General features: G+C 71.6%; 18 protein-coding genes. 8 read left to right on the forward strand and 10 right to left on the reverse strand.

Annotated features, from left to right (window positions below; genetic code table 11):
- Positions 1 to 80: 80 nt before the first annotated feature.
- Positions 81 to 809, forward strand: coding sequence for a PP2C family protein-serine/threonine phosphatase (locus ACN26Z_RS11500; RefSeq protein WP_093404671.1), 729 nt, complete (start codon positions 81 to 83; stop codon positions 807 to 809).
- A gap of 4 nt (positions 810 to 813) precedes the next feature.
- Here the strand turns inward: ACN26Z_RS11500 and hrpB are convergent, their stop codons facing one another.
- The 3 genes from hrpB to ACN26Z_RS11515 form a co-directional block, all read right to left on the reverse strand.
- Complete coding sequence (gene hrpB / locus ACN26Z_RS11505; protein WP_421464623.1) at positions 814 to 3,339, reverse strand: ATP-dependent helicase HrpB; 2,526 nt, start codon at positions 3,337 to 3,339, stop codon at positions 814 to 816.
- Positions 3,340 to 3,819: 480 nt separating this feature from the next.
- Positions 3,820 to 4,011 (reverse strand): DUF397 domain-containing protein, encoded by a 192-nt coding sequence (locus ACN26Z_RS11510; RefSeq protein ID WP_396886601.1) that lies wholly within the window; start codon positions 4,009 to 4,011, stop codon positions 3,820 to 3,822.
- A 43-nt stretch (positions 4,012 to 4,054) separates the two neighbouring features.
- A complete protein-coding gene (locus ACN26Z_RS11515) occupies positions 4,055 to 4,897 on the reverse strand; it encodes a helix-turn-helix domain-containing protein (protein ID WP_421461136.1) in 843 nt (280 codons plus the stop codon).
- Positions 4,898 to 5,038: 141 nt separating this feature from the next.
- On the opposite strand from ACN26Z_RS11515, the gene ACN26Z_RS11520 reads away from it, so the two are divergent.
- The 3 genes from ACN26Z_RS11520 to ACN26Z_RS11530 are packed head-to-tail and all read left to right on the forward strand — an operon-like array spanning position 5,039 to position 7,815.
- On the forward strand, positions 5,039 to 5,665 hold the full coding sequence (locus ACN26Z_RS11520; RefSeq protein ID WP_093404662.1) for a GOLPH3/VPS74 family protein: 627 nt from the start codon (positions 5,039 to 5,041) through the stop codon (positions 5,663 to 5,665).
- A gap of 36 nt (positions 5,666 to 5,701) precedes the next feature.
- On the forward strand, positions 5,702 to 7,225 hold the full coding sequence (locus ACN26Z_RS11525; RefSeq protein ID WP_421461138.1) for an APC family permease: 1,524 nt from the start codon (positions 5,702 to 5,704) through the stop codon (positions 7,223 to 7,225).
- Positions 7,222 to 7,815, forward strand: coding sequence for a GNAT family N-acetyltransferase (locus ACN26Z_RS11530; protein ID WP_396886604.1), 594 nt, complete (start codon positions 7,222 to 7,224; stop codon positions 7,813 to 7,815). Before ACN26Z_RS11525 ends, ACN26Z_RS11530 begins: the two co-directional genes overlap by 4 nt.
- 56 nt (positions 7,816 to 7,871) lie before the next feature.
- Here ACN26Z_RS11530 and ACN26Z_RS11535 read toward each other — a convergent pair whose 3' ends face one another.
- Entirely contained in the window at positions 7,872 to 8,732 is an 861-nt protein-coding gene (locus ACN26Z_RS11535; RefSeq protein ID WP_421461140.1) for a SigB/SigF/SigG family RNA polymerase sigma factor, read from the reverse strand.
- A 392-nt stretch (positions 8,733 to 9,124) separates the two neighbouring features.
- Between ACN26Z_RS11535 and ACN26Z_RS11540 the strand changes: the two genes are divergently transcribed.
- Positions 9,125 to 9,859, forward strand: coding sequence for an acetoacetate decarboxylase family protein (locus ACN26Z_RS11540; protein WP_093404655.1), 735 nt, complete (start codon positions 9,125 to 9,127; stop codon positions 9,857 to 9,859).
- Here the strand turns inward: ACN26Z_RS11540 and ACN26Z_RS11545 are convergent.
- A complete protein-coding gene (locus ACN26Z_RS11545) occupies positions 9,808 to 11,397 on the reverse strand; it encodes a phospholipase D family protein (protein WP_421464625.1) in 1,590 nt (529 codons plus the stop codon). The genes ACN26Z_RS11540 and ACN26Z_RS11545 overlap by 52 nt on opposite strands.
- A 122-nt stretch (positions 11,398 to 11,519) precedes the next feature.
- On the opposite strand from ACN26Z_RS11545, the gene ACN26Z_RS11550 reads away from it, so the two are divergent.
- A complete protein-coding gene (locus ACN26Z_RS11550) occupies positions 11,520 to 11,648 on the forward strand; it encodes a hypothetical protein (RefSeq protein ID WP_275415497.1) in 129 nt (42 codons plus the stop codon).
- A gap of 50 nt (positions 11,649 to 11,698) precedes the next feature.
- Here ACN26Z_RS11550 and ACN26Z_RS11555 read toward each other — a convergent pair whose 3' ends face one another.
- Together ACN26Z_RS11555 and ACN26Z_RS11560 are read right to left on the reverse strand one after the other, a co-directional pair.
- Positions 11,699 to 12,685 carry a pirin family protein gene (locus ACN26Z_RS11555; RefSeq protein WP_093404650.1) on the reverse strand — a complete coding sequence of 329 codons (987 nt, stop codon included), beginning with the start codon at positions 12,683 to 12,685 and terminating at the stop codon, positions 11,699 to 11,701.
- Positions 12,686 to 12,695: 10 nt separating this feature from the next.
- On the reverse strand, positions 12,696 to 13,190 hold the full coding sequence (locus ACN26Z_RS11560) for a MarR family winged helix-turn-helix transcriptional regulator (RefSeq protein WP_282239230.1): 495 nt from the start codon (positions 13,188 to 13,190) through the stop codon (positions 12,696 to 12,698).
- 173 nt (positions 13,191 to 13,363) lie between these two features.
- Here ACN26Z_RS11560 and ACN26Z_RS11565 point away from each other — a divergent pair, with 173 nt between their 5' ends.
- Positions 13,364 to 13,885, forward strand: coding sequence for a GNAT family N-acetyltransferase (locus ACN26Z_RS11565; protein ID WP_282239229.1), 522 nt, complete (start codon positions 13,364 to 13,366; stop codon positions 13,883 to 13,885).
- A 52-nt stretch (positions 13,886 to 13,937) separates the two neighbouring features.
- On the opposite strand, the gene ACN26Z_RS11570 is transcribed toward ACN26Z_RS11565, so the two are convergent.
- Both ACN26Z_RS11570 and ACN26Z_RS11575 read right to left on the reverse strand, forming a co-directional pair.
- On the reverse strand, positions 13,938 to 14,525 hold the full coding sequence (locus tag ACN26Z_RS11570; protein WP_093404642.1) for a general stress protein: 588 nt from the start codon (positions 14,523 to 14,525) through the stop codon (positions 13,938 to 13,940).
- Positions 14,526 to 14,705: 180 nt separating this feature from the next.
- Positions 14,706 to 16,088 (reverse strand): glycoside hydrolase family 6 protein, encoded by a 1,383-nt coding sequence (locus tag ACN26Z_RS11575; RefSeq protein ID WP_093404640.1) that lies wholly within the window; start codon positions 16,086 to 16,088, stop codon positions 14,706 to 14,708.
- A gap of 162 nt (positions 16,089 to 16,250) precedes the next feature.
- Here ACN26Z_RS11575 and ACN26Z_RS11580 point away from each other — a divergent pair, with 162 nt between their 5' ends.
- Complete coding sequence (locus ACN26Z_RS11580) at positions 16,251 to 17,213, forward strand: NAD(P)/FAD-dependent oxidoreductase (protein ID WP_282239226.1); 963 nt, start codon at positions 16,251 to 16,253, stop codon at positions 17,211 to 17,213.
- Between the two features lie 35 nt (positions 17,214 to 17,248).
- On the opposite strand, the gene ACN26Z_RS11585 is transcribed toward ACN26Z_RS11580, so the two are convergent.
- Positions 17,249 to 18,529 (reverse strand): cation:proton antiporter, encoded by a 1,281-nt coding sequence (locus tag ACN26Z_RS11585; RefSeq protein ID WP_093404634.1) that lies wholly within the window; start codon positions 18,527 to 18,529, stop codon positions 17,249 to 17,251.
- Positions 18,530 to 18,546: the final 17 nt, after the last annotated feature.

An 18,546-nucleotide genomic window follows, 5' to 3' on the forward strand; every position in this document is an offset into this window, starting at 1 on the left:
CAGTGAGATTCACCGCGCCACGCCGGGCGGTCCTGATCTCCTAGAGACAACCGAGCCCTACTCCTGGCAGGCTGCGTGCCATGACCCTGAAGCTGCGTTCCGCCGGGACGAGCGACCGTGGGCTGATCCGCAGCGGAAACCAGGACGCGTTGCACTCCGGCACCTGGCTGGTCGCCGTCGCCGACGGCATGGGCGGCATGGCGGCCGGTGACCTGGCCAGCGCCATCGCCATCGGAGCGGTCGCGCCGCTCGATGTGGAGACGCCGGAGGACGTGCTGGTCGCCGCGTTGCAGAACGGCATCCAGCTGGCCACCGAACGGATCCGTCAGGCGGTCGCCGAGGATCCCCAGCGGCAGGGCATGGGCACCACGCTGACCGCGCTGCTGTTCGCGCGTACCGGCAGCTGCCTGGCGCTGGCCCACGTGGGTGACTCCCGGGCCTACCTGTTCCGCGACGGCGTACTCAAGCAGATCACCCGGGACGACACCTTCGTGCAGATGCTCGTCGACCAGGGGCTGATCACGCCGGACCAGGCCGGTAGCCATCCCCGCCGGGCGGTGGTGACCCAGGCGTTGCAGGGCGACGAGGTCTCCCCGACGTACGCGACAATGGTGCCCCGGGCCGGTGACCGCTGGCTGCTGTGCAGCGACGGACTGTCAAACGTCGTACGCGCCGACACCCTGGCCGAGGTGCTGGCCGGCCAGCCGGAGCGGGACGCCTGCGCGCGCCACCTCATCGACCTGGCGTTGCAGGCCGGTGGCCCGGACAACATCACGGTCGTCATCGCCGACGTGCTCGACGAGCCGTGAGCGCTCAGGAACGCCGCCCGGCCCGTCGGGTCGGCGTGGCCGTGGTCGGATCCTCCGGCCAGGGGTGGCGCGGATAGCGCCCGCGCAGTTCGGCGCGGACCTGGCGGTAGCCGGAGCGCCAGAAGGAGGCGAGGTCGGCGGTGACCGCCACCGGTCGGCCGGCAGGGGAGAGCAGGTGCAGCAGCACCGGCACCCGACCGTCACCGACTCTGGGCGCCTCGGGCCAACCGAACGTCTCCTGAAGCCGGACCGCGAGAACCGGCGCTGCCGGATCGGCGTAGTCGACCCGGATCCGCGAACCGCTCGGCACCGCGATCCGCTCCGGTGCCAACTCGTCCAGCCGTCCGGCCAGCGGCCAGGGCAGCAGCCGGCGTAGCGCACCTGTCACGTCGACCCGAGCCAGATCGGCCCGGCGTCGGGCACCGGCAAGCTCCGGCCCGAGCCAGTGCGGTGCGCCGGCCAGCAACGCCTCGTCGGAGACGTCGGGCCAGTCGTCGCCGAGCGCGTACCGGCAGAACGCCAGCCGCTGACGCAGGGCGCTGGCCGCCGGCGTCCAGGTCAGCACGTCGAGCCCGGTCTCGCGCAGTCCGGTCAGCAGCGCACCGGCCACCGCATCCCGGTCGGGTCGGGCCAGCGGGCGGTCGACCAGTTCGATGGCACCCAGTCGAAGCACCTCCCTGGCCACCACGTCTCCACCCGACCAGCCGATCTCCCGCTCGGTCCGCAGCAGCGAGCCGGCCGCCTCACGGGCGGTGACCTCATCGAGGACGGCGGCGAGCCGGATCCGGGCGGCCGGTGCGCCGGGAACGCGGTCGGCCACCGCGACGGCCAGCCAGTCGACGCCCACCAGCCCCGACCCGGGCGCCAGCTCCGCCGCGGTGCCGCCACTCATCAGGTACGCCGAACCACCCGGCCGCCGTACCCGGGCCAACCGTTCCGGGTACGCCAACCCGACCAGCAGCCCGGCGGCAAGCTCGTCGGGCAACCACCTCGACTGGTCTGGTCGCTGTTGCCGCCCGGACGCGCCCGGTGGCAGGGCGGCGCGCAGCCGGCGTACCTCGGCACGCCAGCGGGCGGTGGCGGCCGGATCGGTGCCGGCGCGCAACCGACGCCAGACGGCACCGAGATCATCGCCGGAACCGGCCACGGTCGACTCGGCGAGCAGCGCCACCACCTGCGCGGCACGATCGGCGCCGACCCGGTCGGCCCCGTCGAGCAGCGCCCGAGCCAGCCGGGGATGCGCTCCGACGGCGACCACGGCCCGGCCCCGCTCGGTGATCCGCCCGTTCGCATCGATCGCACCGAGGGCGGTAAGCGTCTCGGACGCCACCGTCATCGCCGCCGATGGAGGCGGGTCGGGCAGCGCCAGCCCGGTCCCGCCGGGAGCGCCCCAGGCGGCGAGTTCGAGGGCGAATCCGGTCAGATCGGCGGTGGCGATCTCCGGCTCCGGCTGCGCCGGCAACCGCTCGTGCACCCCCGCCGACCAGCAGCGGTACACCTGGCCGGGTGCCTCCCGCCCGGCCCGGCCGGCCCGCTGGGTCGCCGCCGCCCGGGACACCGGCACGGTGACCAGCGCACCCAGCCCTCGGGCCAGGTCCAGTCGGGCCACCCGGGACAGGCCCGCGTCCACCACCGTGCGTACGCCCGGCACGGTCAAACTGCTCTCCGCCACCGCCGTGGCCAGCACCACCCGTCGCCGGTCTCCCGGCCGCAGTGCGGCGTCCTGCTCGGCGCCGCTCTGACGGCCGTGCAGGCGGAGCACATCGACGCTGTCCTGCACCTCGCCCAACCGACCGGCGACGGCGGCGATCTCGCCCACGCCGGGCAGGAAGACCAGCAGGTCGCCCTCCTGCTCGACGAGAGCCCGGCGTACGGTGGCCGCGACGTGGTCGAGCAGAGCCCGGTCCACCGGGCCCGCACCGGGTGGCGCCAGTGGCCGGGGCGGTGGTGCCCAGATGCGAGTCACCGGATGCAGCGCCGATGAGGCCCGAACCACCGGTGCCGGCACGGTGCCGCCGAGCAGGGCAGCGAAGCGGTCCGCCTCCGGGGTCGCCGACATGGCCAGCAGCCACAGCTCCGGCCGCAGGGTCGCCCGGGCCTCGACGCTGAAGGCGAGCGCCAGGTCCGCGTCGAGCTGGCGCTCGTGGATCTCGTCGAGCAGCACCGCATCGACGCCGGCCAACTCCGGGTCGTGATGCATCCGACGGACCAGCAGGCCGGTGGTGACCACCTCGATCCGGGTACGCGGTCCGGCCCGTCGTTCACCCCGCACCGCATAACCGACCCGACCACCGACCGGCTCCCCGAGCAGCGCCGCCATTCGGCGGGCCGCAGCACGGGCGGCCACCCGGCGAGGCTGGGCGACGATCACCCGCCCGCCCACCGCGTCGGCCACGGCGAGCGGGGCGAGGCTGGTCTTACCGGTACCCGGCGGGGCGACCAGGACCGCGCTGCCGGCCGAGCCCAGCGCCGCCACCAGCGCCGGCAGCACCGCCCGCACCGGCAGGTCGATAGACACGTCGGAGAGCACGGCCCAGTCTCGCACCGCCCCCGCGCCCGCATGCGGGCCATCGGGACCGCTCCGTGTGGGTGCGTCGGACCGCGCCTGCCTGGTGCTGTCCTCGTCGGTGCCTTGACTTGTCGAGGGCATCTGCGTCGGTGCCCGTCGCCCTGGGCATGCCCGTCACAACGCGTAGCCGCTTCCCTCAGCCCCCGCACAGGGTCTTCCGCCCCTTTGCTCTGCTTCAACCCACGCAACGGTTACCTTCCGTGCGCGGTCGGCCTGTTGTGCGATTAGTTAGCTCGGACGTTATGGCAGCTCGGTCGGGGGGTGCGTGGGTTGAAGCAGAGCAAAGGGCGAAGGGTGAGAGGTGGGTGGGTGAGTGGCGCGGTTGCGGAGGGTGATCTGCGAGAACGCCGCATCTAGCTGACAGATTGTGACGGTTGGCTTCTCTGGCCGCCGCTTCGCTCAAGGGGTGGGGGTGTGCGAGCCCGGCGGGCGGTGGTGGGGTCAGCGAGTGTGGACGCTGGCGACGAAGGCGTTCCACGCCGACGGTGGGAAGGTCAGCACGGGGCCACGACGATCCTTGCTGTCCCGAACCGCGACCCCACCGTCGATGGTGGCCACCTCGACGCAGTTGCCGTTGCCCACACTGCGCGTGCTGGTGCGCCACTCCGCCCGGGACAGGTCGAGCGCGGTCATCGCGATCCCTTCGTCGATACCGAGGGTGACCGCGGTGCAGCGGTCACGTAAAGTAACGAGAAGCTTCCTTCAGGCGGATCAGGGACGCCGCTGGATCGAGTGCCAGACTGCACAGCCTCTCGTGCACAAGGCTATACGAGCGCACCTGTGCCCCCTCCTCCAGTGCCAGCCCCGTGGAGAGATTTTCCAGGTAGACAACGGCCGCGTCGGCCGCGTCGGCGAACGTGAGGATCACGTACGGCGAGTTCATGGCCGGATGTCCACCGGCCTCGAACGGAAGTACCTGGACCGTTACGTTAGGTAGTTGGGCGAGGGTTTCCAGGTGGCTCATCTGGCCCGCCATGACGGTGCGATCGCTGACAGGGCGTAGCAGTACTGCCTCGTTCAGCACCACCGACAACTCCACCGGCGCGTCGCCGCGCAGCACGTCCTGCCGGCGCAACCGGGCGGCCACCTTGCGGTCCAGATCGTCCTCGCCGGCGGTCAGCCGGTACACCTCGCGGGCGTACGCCTCGGTCTGCAACAGGCCGGGCACCGCCTCGGCCTCGTAGGTGCGCAGGGTGGCGGCCTCAGCCTCCAGCCCCACGTAGAACTCGAACCATTCCGGGAGGACGTCGCTGTAGTGCTGCCACCAGCCGCGTTGCTGTGCGCCCCGGGCGATATCGATGAGCGCCTCGGCGTCGTTGCCGGTGACCTGGTACAGCGCGAGCGCGGCCCGGACGTCGCGCGGCTTGATGCCGATCTGGGCGTTCTCGATGCGGGACAGGTTGCTCTTGGACATGTCCAACTGTCGGGCGGCGACATCCAGGGTCATCCCGGCGCGCTCACGTAGCTGGCGTAGTTCCCGGGCGATGCGGCGGCGTCGAACGGTGGGGCTTGCGGTCACCCTCCGAGTCTGTCACGGGAAAAGGCGCAGGTCGCTTCACCACGGAGTGCAACTGGCTAAAACGGGAGTTGCGTTGCAGTTGCGCTCGGTGCATCCTTTTCCGGTTAGCGATCACTGTGGACGGCCGGCTCGGGAGGACGTGTGCTCACCGCCGACGAGTTCTTTCTGATCGCGCACAACGACACCCGGGGCAAGGCGAAGCTGCACCCGGCGGCGACCGGCCTCGGGCTGGCCGGGGGTCTCCTCGGCGAGCTGATCCTCTATGGACACATCACGGTCGTCGCCGGTCAGGTCAGCGTGATCGACCGCCGGCCGCCAGCCGACGCGTTGGCGCACACCGTGCTGGACCAGTTGATCGGCGAGGCTCAGCACCAGTCGGTGCGTACCTGGCTCAGTTTTCTCGCGCAGACGTCGGTGACCTCGGTGGGCGAGCGGCTGTCCCGGGCCGGCGTCCTGCGCCGGCAGGAGAGCCGGCGGCTGTTGCGGACCACCGTCACCTACCAGCCGATCGACCTCAACGTGGTGGCCTGGCCCGCGACCCGGCTGCGTGCGCTGCTGGAGCGTGCCGAGCCGCCAAGCGTGCCCGACGCGACGCTGCTCGGATTGGTCGCCGCCGCAGGGCTGACCCGGGAGGTGCTGTGGAGCGCCGGTCCGCGGGCCCACCACCGACTCAACCTGATCATCCCGGCACTGCCCGACCCGCTGAAGGAACTCGTGGCGCACACCGAAGCCGCCGTCGGTGCGGCGGTGCTGCGCGGCGCTCCCTGACCCGGAACACCCCTTCCCCTCAGACCGGAGCAGTTCATGTCCTCGACAGCGACAACCGAACGACCTAGCAACGTCTCCGAGGCGCTGGCCCGTGGCCGGCTCGGCGTCCCCTCAGTGATTTTCTTCGTTCTCTCCGCGGCGGCACCGCTGACCGTGGTCGCCGGCGTGGTCACCACCGGCTACGGCGTCATCGGCGTGCTCGGCATTCCGCTGGCCTTCCTGGCGGTGGCCGTGGTGCTCGCCGTGTTCTCCGTCGGCTACGTGGCGATGGCCCGTCGGATGGCCAACGCCGGGGCCTTCTACGCATACGTGGCACGTGGGCTGGGACGCCCGGCCGGAGTGGGTACGGCCTGGGTGGCGCTGATCGCCTACAACGCCCTCCAGGTCGGGCTCTACGGGACCATCGGCGCGGCGGCGGCACCGGTGCTGGACCGGCTGTTCGGGATCACCCCGCAGTGGTGGATCGTGGCGCTGGTGGCGTGGGCGCTGGTGGCGATGCTCGGCCTGCTCCGAGTGGACATCAACGGCATGGTGCTGGCGGCGCTGCTCTGCGCCGAGATCGCCATCATCGTGGTGTTCGATCTCGGCCAGCTGGGCAACCCGGCCGGCGGCGACGTGAGCTTCGCCGCGTTTTCGCCGGAGAACTTCTTCGTGCCGGGACTCGGCGCGGTGCTCGTACTGGCGATCCTCGGTTTCGTCGGCTTCGAGGCAGCTGTGGTCTTCAGCGAGGAGAGCAAGGACCCGAAGCGTACGGTGCCGATGGCCACCTACCTGTCCGTGGCGATCATCGCGGTGGTCTACGCGCTCTCCTCATGGAGCATGACGGTGGCGGTCGGACCGGACCGGATCGTCGAGGAGGCGGGCACCCAGAGCGTCGAGCTGATCTTCAACCTGGCCGGGGCGCACCTGGGTGACACCGTCCTGACCATCGGGCAGGCACTCTTCCTGACCTCGGTACTGGCCGCCATGATCTCGTTCCACAACACCACCGCGCGCTACACCTTCGCGCTGGGCCGGGAGCGGGTGCTGCCCGCGGTGTTCGGCCGTACCTCACCGACCACCGGCGCACCCCGCGCCGCCTCGCTCGCGCAGAGCGCGTTCGGTCTGCTGGTGATCATCCTGTACGCGGTCAACGGCTGGGACCCGGTCCTGCAACTGTTCTTCTGGCTGGGCACCAGCGGCGGGTTCGGCGTGCTGCTGCTGATCGCTACCACCGCGGTCGCGATCATCGCGTACTTCGCCCGCGGCGAGGTGCAGGAGACGCTGTGGCGGCGGTTGGTCGCGCCGGGCATCGCCGTGATCGCGCTGATCGCGATCATCGTGCTGGCGGTGCAGAACTTCGCCAACCTGCTCGGGGTCGAGCCGGATTCGCCGCTGCGCTGGGCGATCCCGCTGGCCTACCCGGTGGCGGCGCTGCTGGGCGGACTGTGGGGCCTGTCGCTACGGCGGCGGCGTCCCGACACGTACGCCCGGATCGGCCTGGGCGCGGAGAGCGCGGCGGCCGTCGTGACCGCCGCGCCGGTGGCCGAGCCGACGCCCACGGCGGAGGTGCGGCGGTGAACCCGCCGGAGATCGGCCGGCTCGGCGAGGACGACGCCCGTTGGGTCGCCGCGCGGATCGCCGAGGCATTCATGGTGCTGGACCAGCCTCGCTGGCTGGTGCCGGACGAGGCCAAGCGGGAGTCGGTGCTGGCCGGAAACTTCGAGATCATCGTCGACCACGCCACTCGGCACGGACTGGTGTTCGGCACCGAGGACCGGGCCGGCGTGGCGGTCTGGCTGCCGTCCGTCGGTGAACCGCTGCCGCCGCCGGAGGACTACGACACCCGGCTGGCCTCGGCGTGCGGGGAGTGGACCCCTAACTTCGTGCACCTGGACGAGCTGTTCGCCGCCAACCATCCGCACGACGATCATCACCACCTGGCACTGCTGGCCGTACGTCCGGACCGCCAGGGCCAGGGCGTCGGCAGTGCGCTGCTGCGCCACCACCACGCCTGGCTGGACGCCAACGGCATGCCGGCGTACCTGGAGGCGAGTAGCGAGACCAGCCGCGACCTGTACGCGCGGCACGGCTACCGGGTCGCCGAGCCGTTCCGGCTGCCCGACGGCACGCCGTTCTGGCCGATGTGGCGGGAGCCGGTCGCCGGCTGAGGTGCGAAGACGGTGGTGGCCGGGTCCATCGGACCCGGCCACCACCGCCACCCCTCTTAGTACGTGCCGTCGAGCTGACCCCGCAGCTTCGTCAGGGCCCGGGCCAGCAGCCGCGAAACGTGCATCTGGGACACGCCGATCTGCTCCGCGATCTGCGACTGCGTCAGGTTGCCGTAGAACCGCAGCGTGAGGATCTTCTGCTCGCGCTCGTCCAGCGTGGCCAGCGCCGGGCCCAGTGCCACCCGCAGCTCGGCCAGCTCGAACTCGCTGTCCTCACCGCCGAGCATGTCGCCCAGCTCGGTCGCGCGATCGCCGTCACCGGTCGGGGTGGACAGCGACACCGCGTTGTACGCGCGGGCGCCCTCCAGGCCCTCCAGCACCTCTTCCTCGGTGAGCTTGAGGTGAGCGGCGATGTCGGCCACGGTCGGGGAGCGGCCCAGGGACTGCAGCAGGGAGCTGTTGGCGTCGGAGATGGCCAGCCGCAGCTCCTGCAAGCGGCGAGGCACGCGGATGTCCCACGTCCGGTCGCGGAAGTGCCGCTTCAGCTCGCCGATGATGGTGGGGATCGCGTACCCGGCGAAGTCGACCCCACGGGACGGGTCGAACTTGTCGATGGCCTTGATGAGGCCGACGGCGGCGGTCTGCGCCAGGTCGTCGGTGGGCTCGCCGCGACCGCTGTAGCGGTGGGCGAGGTGGTTGGCGAGCGGCAGCCAGGCCTCGATCGCCCGGTCACGCAGCGCGGCCCGGGAGGGATGTCCGGCCGGCAGCGCCGCCATGGCGTTCAGCAGCTCGGCGGCGCTGTCGGTGAGCGCCCGCGGGTCGAGCTTCGGGGCCGGGGTTGCCGGGGTGGTCGGGGTTGCCGGGGTGGTCGGGGTTGCCGGGGTGGTCGCCGATTCAGTGATCGTTGACGCGGTCATGGTGGTCCTCCCTGCACCTCGTCCGCGGATATAGACGTGACGCTTTGGTTAGTTCTGTTAGTACGTTCGGGAGTCACCTTAGCCCGATCGTCTCCTGGAAATCTAGCCGAAAGGACGATGTACTTAAGTTATTTCTAGGCATGAAGGCCGCGAAAGGGTCAAGGTCAACCTGTCGGGCGCGGTCAGATCGTCGCGGAGACCCTGCATGAACGGCCGATCGGGCTAGTGGTAGATGACCGTCCGTACATCACCGCCCGTCCGGATGGGGCCTCCGGGGCGTCGAACGGACGACGGTCGCCGCAGCTGGCAAGCGGAGTGTCACCAATCCGTCGTTGTCCCGTGAACGGGACCGGGCTTAGCGTCGCGGGGTACATCCCTGATCCGGAGGTGCCGTGCTCGATCCTGCCGTTCCCCACCTCGTCGTGAACAGCCGGACGCTGTACTTCAGCTGGTTGCCGGCGGACCCGGACGCGGTGGCGGCGCTGGTCCCCGAGGGGCTGCGGCCCCACCCGGACCGCGAGGTCTTCATGAACCAGTACGTGGTGGACGACGAGAGCCAGACCTCCGGCTTCGGTCCCTACTCCCTGACCTACCTCGGCGTCACGCTCGTCGGGATGGACGCCCCGGACGGGGTGACCCCGGGCGGTTGGTGGACCCACTACGTCACCTCCAGCGAGCGGGTACGCGGGTACGCCCTGGCCCGGGGTGCCCCGGCCGTACCCGGCCGCACCAGCATCACCGAGCGGGGCGGCACGATCGTCACCGGGACGGACATCGAGGGCGTGCCGGTGATCCGGGCCCAGGTACGCGTCGGCGACACCGGCCACGCCATGCACAACGGACACCACCGCTACCTGACCGAGTTGCACGGTCAACTGGTCAGCAGCATCTATCCGGTGGTCGCCGAACCGTCCACCGCGTTCGAGATCGAATCGGTCGAGTTCCTCGATCCGGACCACCCGGTGTACGCGTTGCGCCCGGAGAACCCGCTCACCATCGCCTGGGGCTACTACTCGCCGCGCTCCTCGTTCGCGTACCCCGGTGGGCTGACGGTGCTCGGCGAGCTGGAGCCGAGCTACCAGGTGCCGGACCGGCGGGCCCGCAGCGGTCTGCCGTCGGGGTCGTAGACCAGACGGTACGCGGGCAGCGCCCAGGCCCGGGTCCACCAGGGCAGGCGTCGGGCACGGTGCGGTCGCAGCCGGCCAGGTGGGCGAGGGCCCACCTGGCCGCCGTCGTACCAGCGTTGCAACGCCTCGGCGGCGGCGGTGATCGCGGTGACCGCGTCGTCCGGGTCGATCAGGTCCGCGTCGTCGCCGCCGGCCGGATCGCGGTCCAGATGCTCGCGGAGCAGGCGTAGCCGGAGGTCCCGGGCGAAATGCCGGGCTCCGTCACCCTGACCGGCCGGATCGTGCGGGTGGCGTGCGTCCGCGGTGTCGTCCAGCACCGCGCAGGAGAGTTCGCTGTCGTGGGTCCAGGACCGCCGGTTGAAGTTGTCGCTGCCGACGCAGGCCCACACGTCGTCGACCACGCACACCTTGGCGTGTACGTAGACCGGGGTGCCGGCGTGGTTCTCCACGTCGAAGACGTGCACCCGCCCCGCCGCGGTCTGCTCGCAGAGGGCCAACGCCTGCTCGCGACCGACCGTGTTCGGCGGCAGGGCCAGCCGCCCGTCCACGTCGGGATGGCGTGGCACCACGGCGACCAGATGCAACTCCGGATTGTCGCGCAGCGCTCCGGCGAAGAGTTCGGCGACCTCGGTGGACCAGAGGTACTGGTCCTCCAGGTAGATCAGCCGACGGGCGCGGCGTACCGCCTTGGTGTAGCCCCGGGCCACCGTGCGTTCGCCGTCCGGGGCGAACGCGTACCGGGGTCGGACCGCGGGGTAGGTGCGCAACACCTGGACGTGGTGCGGCCCGCAGGCCGGCGGGTCGGCCGGCTGCTCCGGCAGCGGCCCGGCGGTGAGGTCCGCGCCGCGGAGCCGGTCGCGCAGATAGGCCAGGGGGTTCTCCGAGTCCAGCGGCATCGGGTCGGTCCAGCGTTCGCGGAACGTGGTGTCCAGCGCGCCCACCACCGGCCCGCGCAGCGCGAGCTGCACGTCGTGCCAGGGCGGATGGTCACCGTAGGCGGCGGCCATCCGTACCGCCTGCGGGTCACCGTGGTGCGCGTCGTCGTCGCGGCGGCTGTGGCACAGGTCGATGCCGCCGACAAAGGCGATGTCCTGCTCGGGGGCGGCCGGACGGCGCAGCACCACAAGCTTCTGATGGTGTGATCCACCTCGCCGGACCCGCTGGTCGAGCAGCACCTCGCCGCCGGCGGCCGAAATCGCCTCGCTGAGGTTGCGGTTCTCCTGGTGGCTGTAGGACAGCACGTCGAGGTGCGACCGCCAGATCAGACCCTTGACCACCACACCGCGCTGAGCGGCGCGGGCGAACAGCTGGGCGATGGTCGGCCCGTCCGGACGGAGACGCTCGTCCGGGTCGCCCCGCCAGTCGGCGAAGAAGAGGTGGTCGCCGGCGCCCAGCCCCTCGACCTCGGTGACCAGCCGGTCGAAGTACGCGGCACCGTGAATCAGCGGCTCGGCGAGGTTTCCACTGGTCCAGACGGGTAACTCAGAGACCGGGTTGGCGCGTTCCGGTGCGGTGAGGAACCAGTCCTGTAGCGGCACGCTCCCGCCCTCAGAGAGGTCGTTCACGTCCTCACCATACGAACCCGTGGTCGGGCTCGCACGCTGGTGGGCTGCTGGCGGTAGGCGACCGACCCGCACCCCGAGCAGCGAGGAGCCGAAGCATGTCCGGCGAGCCGACGAACTCCGCGACCGAGCACCGCGAGCAGGCGGTGGAGAGTGAGCGGGGGGCGCTGTTGACCGTACTGGTGATGGTCCTGCTCGGTGTGGCCGGCATCTTCGCCGTCTCCTGAGCCGGGCGGGCGGCCCCGGTGACCGGAGCCGCCCTACGTCCAGCGGTCGATCAGGGACGCTCGCCCTGCCCCTCGGTGTGCGGCAGCCGCTCCGCCGGGACCACTCCGAGCCGCCCGGCCTGGAAGTCCTCGAACGCCTGGATCAGCTCATCGCGGGTGTTCATCACGAACGGCCCGTAGTGCGCCACCGGCTCCCGGATAGGCTGGCCGCCCATGATGTAGAGGTCCAGGGTCTGGTTGCGGCTGTCCTGGCGGGCGTTCGCCTTGAACCGCAACGCGTCGCCCGGCCCGTGCACGGCCAGCTGTCCGGTGCGTACGCCGCGGCCGTTGGCGCCCACCGTGCCGCGCCCGCCGAGCACGTACACCAGCGCGTTGAAGTCCGGCCGCCAGGGCAGGTCCACCTGCGCCCCGGGCTCGACCGTCACGTGGGTGACGGTGATCGGGGTGTACGTGGAGCCGGGCCCCCGGTGGCCGGCGATCTCACCGGCGATCACCCGGATCAGCGCCCCGCCGTCCGGGGTGGTGAGCAGCGCGGCCTGGTTGCCCCGGATGTCCTGGTACTTCGGTGGGCTCATCTTGGCCGCACTGGGCAGGTTGACCCACAGCTGGGTGCCGTGGAACAGCCCGCCGCTGACCACCAGGTGCTCCGGTGGGGCCTCGATGTGCAGCAGGCCGCTGCCGGCGGTCATCCACTGGGTGTCGCCGTTGGTGATCGTGCCGCCGCCGCCGTGGCTGTCCTGGTGGTCGAAGATCCCGTCGATGATGTAGGTGACGGTCTCGAAGCCCCGGTGCGGATGCCAGGAGGTGCCCTTCGGCTCGCCCGGTGCGTAGTCCACCTCGCCCATCTGGTCGAGCATGATGAACGGGTCCAGTTCGCTCATCGGCACCCCGGCGAACGCCTTGCGCACCGGGAACCCTTCGCCCTCGAAGCCGCTGGGCGCGGTGGTGAGCCGGCGGACCGGCCGGAACTCGGTGGATTCGTCGAGCCGGGGCAGCCGGGGCAGGACGAGAACGTTGTCGACGGTGATGGCGGGCATCGGGGCTCCTTCAGTTGTCGCCGGGGGCGGTGGCGAGGGTGGCGTCACTGTCGTCGGCGCCTCGCAGCCGCCGGCCGAGCCGGCTGAAAATCCTGGTCAGGGCGGCGACCTCGGCGTCGTCGAGGTCGTCAATCAGATGGGTACGCACGGACTTCAGGTGGTGCGGTGCGGCCTCCCGCAGCGCCAGCAGCCCGGCGGCGGTCAGCACCGCCTCGCTGCCCCGCCCGTCCTGCGGGCAGGGCTGTCGGGCGACCAGGCCCCGCCGTTGCATGGAGGAAACCTGATAGGTCAGCCGGCTGGGTGAGAAGACCAGACGGTCGGCCAGCTCACCCATCCGCAGTCGTTGCCCGGGCACCTCGGAGAGCAGCACCAGCACGTGGTAGTCGGCGAAGCTGAGCCCGCTGGCGGCGCGCAGGTCGTCCTCCAGCCGGGTGAACAACCGCTGGCTGGCCTCGATGTAGGTCCGCCAGGCGGCCAGGCGATCGCGGTCCAGACTCTCGGTCACGCCGCCACGTTAGCACTTAGTCAAAATTTGAACAAGAGTTGGATGTCATGGTGGTTAGGGGCGCGGCCGGCACTGTTCGCCGGTGGTGGTGAAGCTTTGAAGAAGTGTGGCCGACAGATCGCCGAGAGATGTCCGGTGCGTACTCGGCACGGGTGGTGTGAGACTCTGCGGCCGTGGAACTGACCGCTCCCGGCCTGCTGCTGCGTCCCTGGCGGGACGCGGACGCACCCGCCGTTCTGGATGCCTGGCGTGATCCGGCGATCGCGCAGTGGAACCCGCAGGGCGACCAGCTCGACCTCGACGCCGCGCTGCGCTGGCTACGGTGGCGGGCCGACTGGTCCGGCGGTGGCCACGTGTCGTTGGCGGCGGCCGACCCGGTCGACCCGGAGATTCTGCTCGGATCGGTGTCGCTGCACCGCATTCATGCCGGCGACGCCTCGATCGGTTACTGGACCGTCGCCGCTGCTCGCGGTCGCGGGGTCGCCACCGCGGCGGTCGTGCGGCTCAGCGGGTGGGCCTTCGCCGACCTCGGGCTGGAGCGCATCGAGCTGTGTCACGCGGTGGCCAATGTCGCGTCCTGCCGGGTCGCCGAACGGGCCGGTTTTCTGGCCGAGGGCACGCTGCGGCAGTCGCACCGCTACGGCGACGGCCGCCGCTACGACGAGCACCTGCACGCCCGCCTGTCCACCGACTGACCGGGCGGCCCCACCCACGGCGGGGCCGCCCGGGCGGCGGTTTCGGACGGGGTCAGCCCGCCGGCTGCGCCGCGCGTCCACCCAGGTTCAGCCGGCCGAGCAGCTGACGGGCCTGGTCGGCCACATCGGCCTCCACGGTGACCGCGTACTGGTTGGCCCGCAGGGAACTGGCGGAGGTGAAGTCACGCTGCCCGCCCGTCATCGCATGTGCCACGGCACCGAAGACGGCACCCCAGATCGCACCGATGACGAGGCCGGCGAGGATCACCGCCACCCAGTTCCCGACGGTGAAGATGCCGAACAGCAGGCCGATGAACAGACCGAACCAGGCCCCCGTACCGGCTCCGACCAGTGCCGCGCGGGCGGTGGTCAGCCGGCCCAGCACGGTCTCCACCAGGGCTAGGTCGGTGCCGACGATGGCGGTTCGTTCCACCGGGAACCGGTTGTCGGCGAGATGGTCCACCACCCGCTGGGCGGCCGGATAGTCCGGAAAGGCGCCGATCGTCACGGTCGGCGGCCCGGTTGGTGGTCCGTGGCCGTCGCCACTGGGTGCGGCGGGACGACCGCCGGGGCCCGACGGGAGGGTGCCGCCGCCGGTCACACCCGGCTGCCAGGCCGAGGGGTTCGACTGTGTGGTCATGGGTCTCCTCCTTCGTCAACGGGTCGCCTTCCCGCGTCGGCGGGGCGGTAACGCCCGGGTGGCCTCCGGCTCGTTGGCCTGCGCCGACGCGGGCAGCATCGGGACATGCTCCGGAAAAGGGCGGGCCCCCGGCCACCACCGGTAGGGCGGTGGTCGGGGGCCCCGGGACGGGTCAGGGGATCAGGCGCAGGCGGTGCCGTTCAGGCTGTAACCGCTCGGCGTGGACAGGCTGCTGCCGGTGTAGGTGCCCTGGAAACCGACGCTGAGCGTGCCGCCGCTGGGCAGGCTGCCGTTCCAGGCGGCGTTGCGGACCGTGATCTGGTTGCCGGACTGGCTCCAGTCACCGTTCCAGCCGTTGCTCAGCCGCACTCCGGAGGCGACGTTGAAGGTGAGGTTCCAGCCGTTCAGCGCCGCGCCGCGGTTGGTCACCCGGATCTCGGCGGTGAAGCCACCGGTCCACGTGTTCGGGGTGAACGTCACCGAGCAGCCACCGCCGGGCGGGTTGGTGGTCGGCGGGGCCGTGGTGGGCGGGGCCGTGGTGGGCGGGGCGGTGGTGGGCGGGGCGGTGGTCGGCGGGGCGGTGGTCGGCACCGGGCCGGCCGCGATAGCCAGGTCGTACGCCCGCTGCGGCACGAACTGACCCGCCGCCGCGATGCAGCCGTCCGCCTCGCCGGGCAGCTTCACCCAGAGGAACGCGTCGATGGCGGAGTCGCCGGTGTTGGTGGTGCTCGGAGTCCCGATCGCCCGCCCCGGCGGGTCGCACCACTCGGAGCCGGCCGGGCCGTTGCCGTTGCGACTGGTGTCGATGACCGCCTTCAGCCGGGAGTTGCCGGTGGCCGCGATGATCTGCTTGGCATACGAGACCTCGTCGGCGGTACGGCGGTAGTTCGACACGTTCACCGAGATGCCGTCGGCGCTGTTGGCGATGTCGGCGGCGTTCAGCCGGGCAGCGGCCTCACCGGCGGCGAGCCAGCCGCCGTGGCCGATGTCGTAGTAGACCTTCGCCGCCGACGAACCCCGCTTGAGCGCCTTGCCGGCGTACGCCATCGAGGCCCGCACCTCGGCCTGCTGGCTCTCGTTCATGCAGCTGGTCATGATCGGGAGCACGTCGGGCTCCAGGATGATGGTGGCCGGACGCCCACCGAGACCCGCGGCGACCTGGTCCACCCACTGCCGGTAGGCGGAGTGGCTCGGGGCGCCGCCCGCGCTGTGGTTGCTGCAGTCACGGTTGGGGATGTTGTAGACCACCAGGATCGGGATCTTGCCGGCGGCGGCTGCGGCGCCGACGAAGGAGTCCACCTCGCCGCGTACGGTCGAGGTGTTGGTGGTGGTGTACCAGCGGGGTTGCGGGACGCTGGCGATCCGGTCCCGGATCACGGCGGCCTTCGAGTCGTTCGGGTTGGCCGCCACCCAGCGGGCGGCGCTGGTCTGCGGGTCGACGTAGAAGGCGGATTCGGCGGCCGCGGCGGGCGCGGGGCGCAGCGCGCCCACGCCGACGCTGCCGGCCACGGTCAGTGCCGTCGCCACGACGCCGACCAGAGCGAATGTGCTTCGGGTTCTCATGGTCTGCTCCTCGTACCCATCGAAGAAAGTGCGTGGAAGCGCTCCCACATGTCCGTCAAGGTACGGGCCGATTGCAGGCTTGTGAAGAGTTTCCGGAACAATTCGGCGGACCACCGACCCGTGGCGTCGGGCCGCAGCGGCCGGCCGCCCTACGATCATGGGATGGACGGTGAGCGATCGGGCGTGGTGGTGATCGGTGCCGGGATCGCCGGCGTGGCCTGCGCCCGGGAACTGCGCGACGCGGGCGTGCCGGTCCAGATCCGGGAGCGGGGACGGGTGGCCGGCGGCCGGATGGCCAGCCGGCGTTTCGACGGCCGCCCCGCCGACCTCGGTGCGGCCTACTTCACCGTCAGTGATCCCGAGTTCGCCGAGGTGGTGCAGGGCTGGCAGGCGGCCGGGCTGGCCCGGGAGTGGACCGACACCTTCGTCGCGTACGACGGCGACGGCCGCCGTGAGGTGCCCGGGCCGATGCGCTGGGCGGCATCGCGCGGGCTGCGCTCGCTTGTGGAACACCTCGCTCGGGACCTGCCCGTGACGGTCAACCGGCTGGTGCTCGGTGTCGGGCCGGGACCGACAGTGAACGGCGAAGAGTGTGCGGCGGTGGTGCTGGCGATGCCCGGGCCACAGGCCGCGTGGCTGCTCGACCCGGGACTCGCGGCGGCCACCGAGGCCGTGGCACGGCAGCGTTGGTCGCCGGCCCTGGCGGCGATGCTGCGGTTTCCGACGCGGCGGTGGAGCGACTTCCGGGGCGCGTTCGTCAACGACCATCCACTGCTCAACCTGGTCTGCGACGACGGCGACCGGCGCGGCGACGGTGCGGCGGTCCTGGTCGCGCACACCACCGAGGAGTTCGCGGCCGGGCACCTGGCCCAGCCGACCGCAGCCGCGCCGGAGATCGAGGCGGCCGTACGCGACCTGCTCGCCCTGCCCGACCGGGCGGAACACGTGCACGTGCACCGGTGGACGTACGCCAAGCCGACCGGCGGTGGCGGCCCGGACACCGGTTTCCACCTCGACGACGACGGCATCGGGCTGGCCGGGGACGCGTTCGGCGCACCCCGGGTGCAGACCGCCTGGCGCTCCGGCCGCGACCTCGGCCGGGCCCTGGCCCGCCGGCTGGCCTGATCGGCCAGCGGCCGACGCGCCGGCCGATGGGGCGCTCAGGCGGCGACAGGTGCGGAGGGGGCCGCTGAGGTCTCCGTCCGGGTGCGCCCACCGGATGCGTCAAGCAACCGCATGACAGGTGTCGCCGCGACCCCATGCACCACCACGGAGACGATCACCACCAGGGCGACGGTGGCCCAGACGAGTTCCGCCTGCGGGAAGTCCGCCTTCGTGGTGGCGTAGGCCAGGTAGTAGAACGAGCCGATGCCCCGGATGCCGAAGGCGGCGATCACCCAGTGCTCCGCCGGCCGCCCCGGTGCGCCGCGCAGCGCCAGCCAACCGGCCAGCGGCCGGACCACGAACACCAGGGCCAGACCGACAAATGCGGCGGGCCAGGTCAGCGCGGCCAGCAGCCCGCTGATCACCGCGCCGCCCAGCAGCAGCAACATCAGCACCGTGAGCAGCCGTTCCACCTGCTCGGCGAAGTCGTGCAGCACCGCGTGGTACTTGTGGTTGCGCTCCGCCGCCCGGATCGCGCGGGCGGCCACGAAGACCGCCAGGAAGCCGTAGCCGCCGGCCACCTCGACCAGCCCGTACGCCAGGAAGGTGGCGGCCAGCGCCAGGAATCCCTCCGCGTGCCGGGCCAACCGCAGCTCGCTGGGCGCCCGGAAGAAGAGCTTGCCGAGCAGCCAACCGATCAGTAGTCCGCCGGCCAGCCCGGCGCCGACCTTGTAGAGCAGGTCGACGGTGAGCCAGCGGGCCAGCCAGTCACCGGGCGCGAGGCCGGCGCCCGCGATCGCGACCGCCGCGTAGACGAACGGGAACGCCAGGCCGTCGTTCAGCCCTGCCTCTGAGGTGAGCGCGAAACGAACCTCGTCCTCCGAGTCCGACTCGTCGGTGGGCTCGCCGACCTGGACGTCGGAGGCGAGGACCGGGTCGGTCGGCGCGAGCGACGCGGCGAGCAGCAGCGCGCTGGCCGGCACCAGGCCCGCCCACCACCACCCCAGCAGGGCGACGGCGGCGATGCACAACGGCATGGCCACGGCCAGCAGCCGCCACGTCGACGACCAGCGTCTCCAACTCAACGGTCGATCGATCTTCAGGCCGGCGCCCATCAAGGCGACGATCACGCAGATCTCGGTCAGGTGGGTGGCCAGATCCCGATGGGTCAGGGGGTCCGGCACGGGCAGGTTGGTGGGCAGCGAGTAGACAAGCATCCCGAGACCTAGGAAGGCCAGCGGCATCGACAGCGGTCGCCGCTCCACCAGCCGAGGCAGGATGCCGGCGAGCAGGGCCGCCACACCGAGCACCGCGAACGCAACGTCTACCGTCTCCACCGGACCGCCTCTCACCA

The organism is Verrucosispora sp. WMMD703, from assembly GCF_049178935.1.
In the GTDB taxonomy this organism is placed as follows: domain Bacteria; phylum Actinomycetota; class Actinomycetes; order Mycobacteriales; family Micromonosporaceae; genus Micromonospora; species Micromonospora sediminimaris.

Coding starts and splice junctions, on each gene's coding strand:
- ACN26Z_RS11500 (WP_093404671.1), top strand. CDS start 81: ATGACCCTGAAGCTGCGTTCCGCCGGGACGAGCGACCGTGGGCTGATC.
- ACN26Z_RS11510 (WP_396886601.1), bottom strand. CDS start 4,011: ATGACCGCGCTCGACCTGTCCCGGGCGGAGTGGCGCACCAGCACGCGC.
- ACN26Z_RS11525 (WP_421461138.1), top strand. CDS start 5,702: ATGTCCTCGACAGCGACAACCGAACGACCTAGCAACGTCTCCGAGGCG.
- ACN26Z_RS11535 (WP_421461140.1), bottom strand. CDS start 8,732: ATGACCGCGTCAACGATCACTGAATCGGCGACCACCCCGGCAACCCCG.
- ACN26Z_RS11550 (WP_275415497.1), top strand. CDS start 11,520: ATGTCCGGCGAGCCGACGAACTCCGCGACCGAGCACCGCGAGCAGGCG.
- ACN26Z_RS11555 (WP_093404650.1), bottom strand. CDS start 12,685: ATGCCCGCCATCACCGTCGACAACGTTCTCGTCCTGCCCCGGCTGCCC.
- ACN26Z_RS11570 (WP_093404642.1), bottom strand. CDS start 14,525: ATGACCACACAGTCGAACCCCTCGGCCTGGCAGCCGGGTGTGACCGGC.
- ACN26Z_RS11575 (WP_093404640.1), bottom strand. CDS start 16,088: ATGAGAACCCGAAGCACATTCGCTCTGGTCGGCGTCGTGGCGACGGCA.
- ACN26Z_RS11580 (WP_282239226.1), top strand. CDS start 16,251: ATGGACGGTGAGCGATCGGGCGTGGTGGTGATCGGTGCCGGGATCGCC.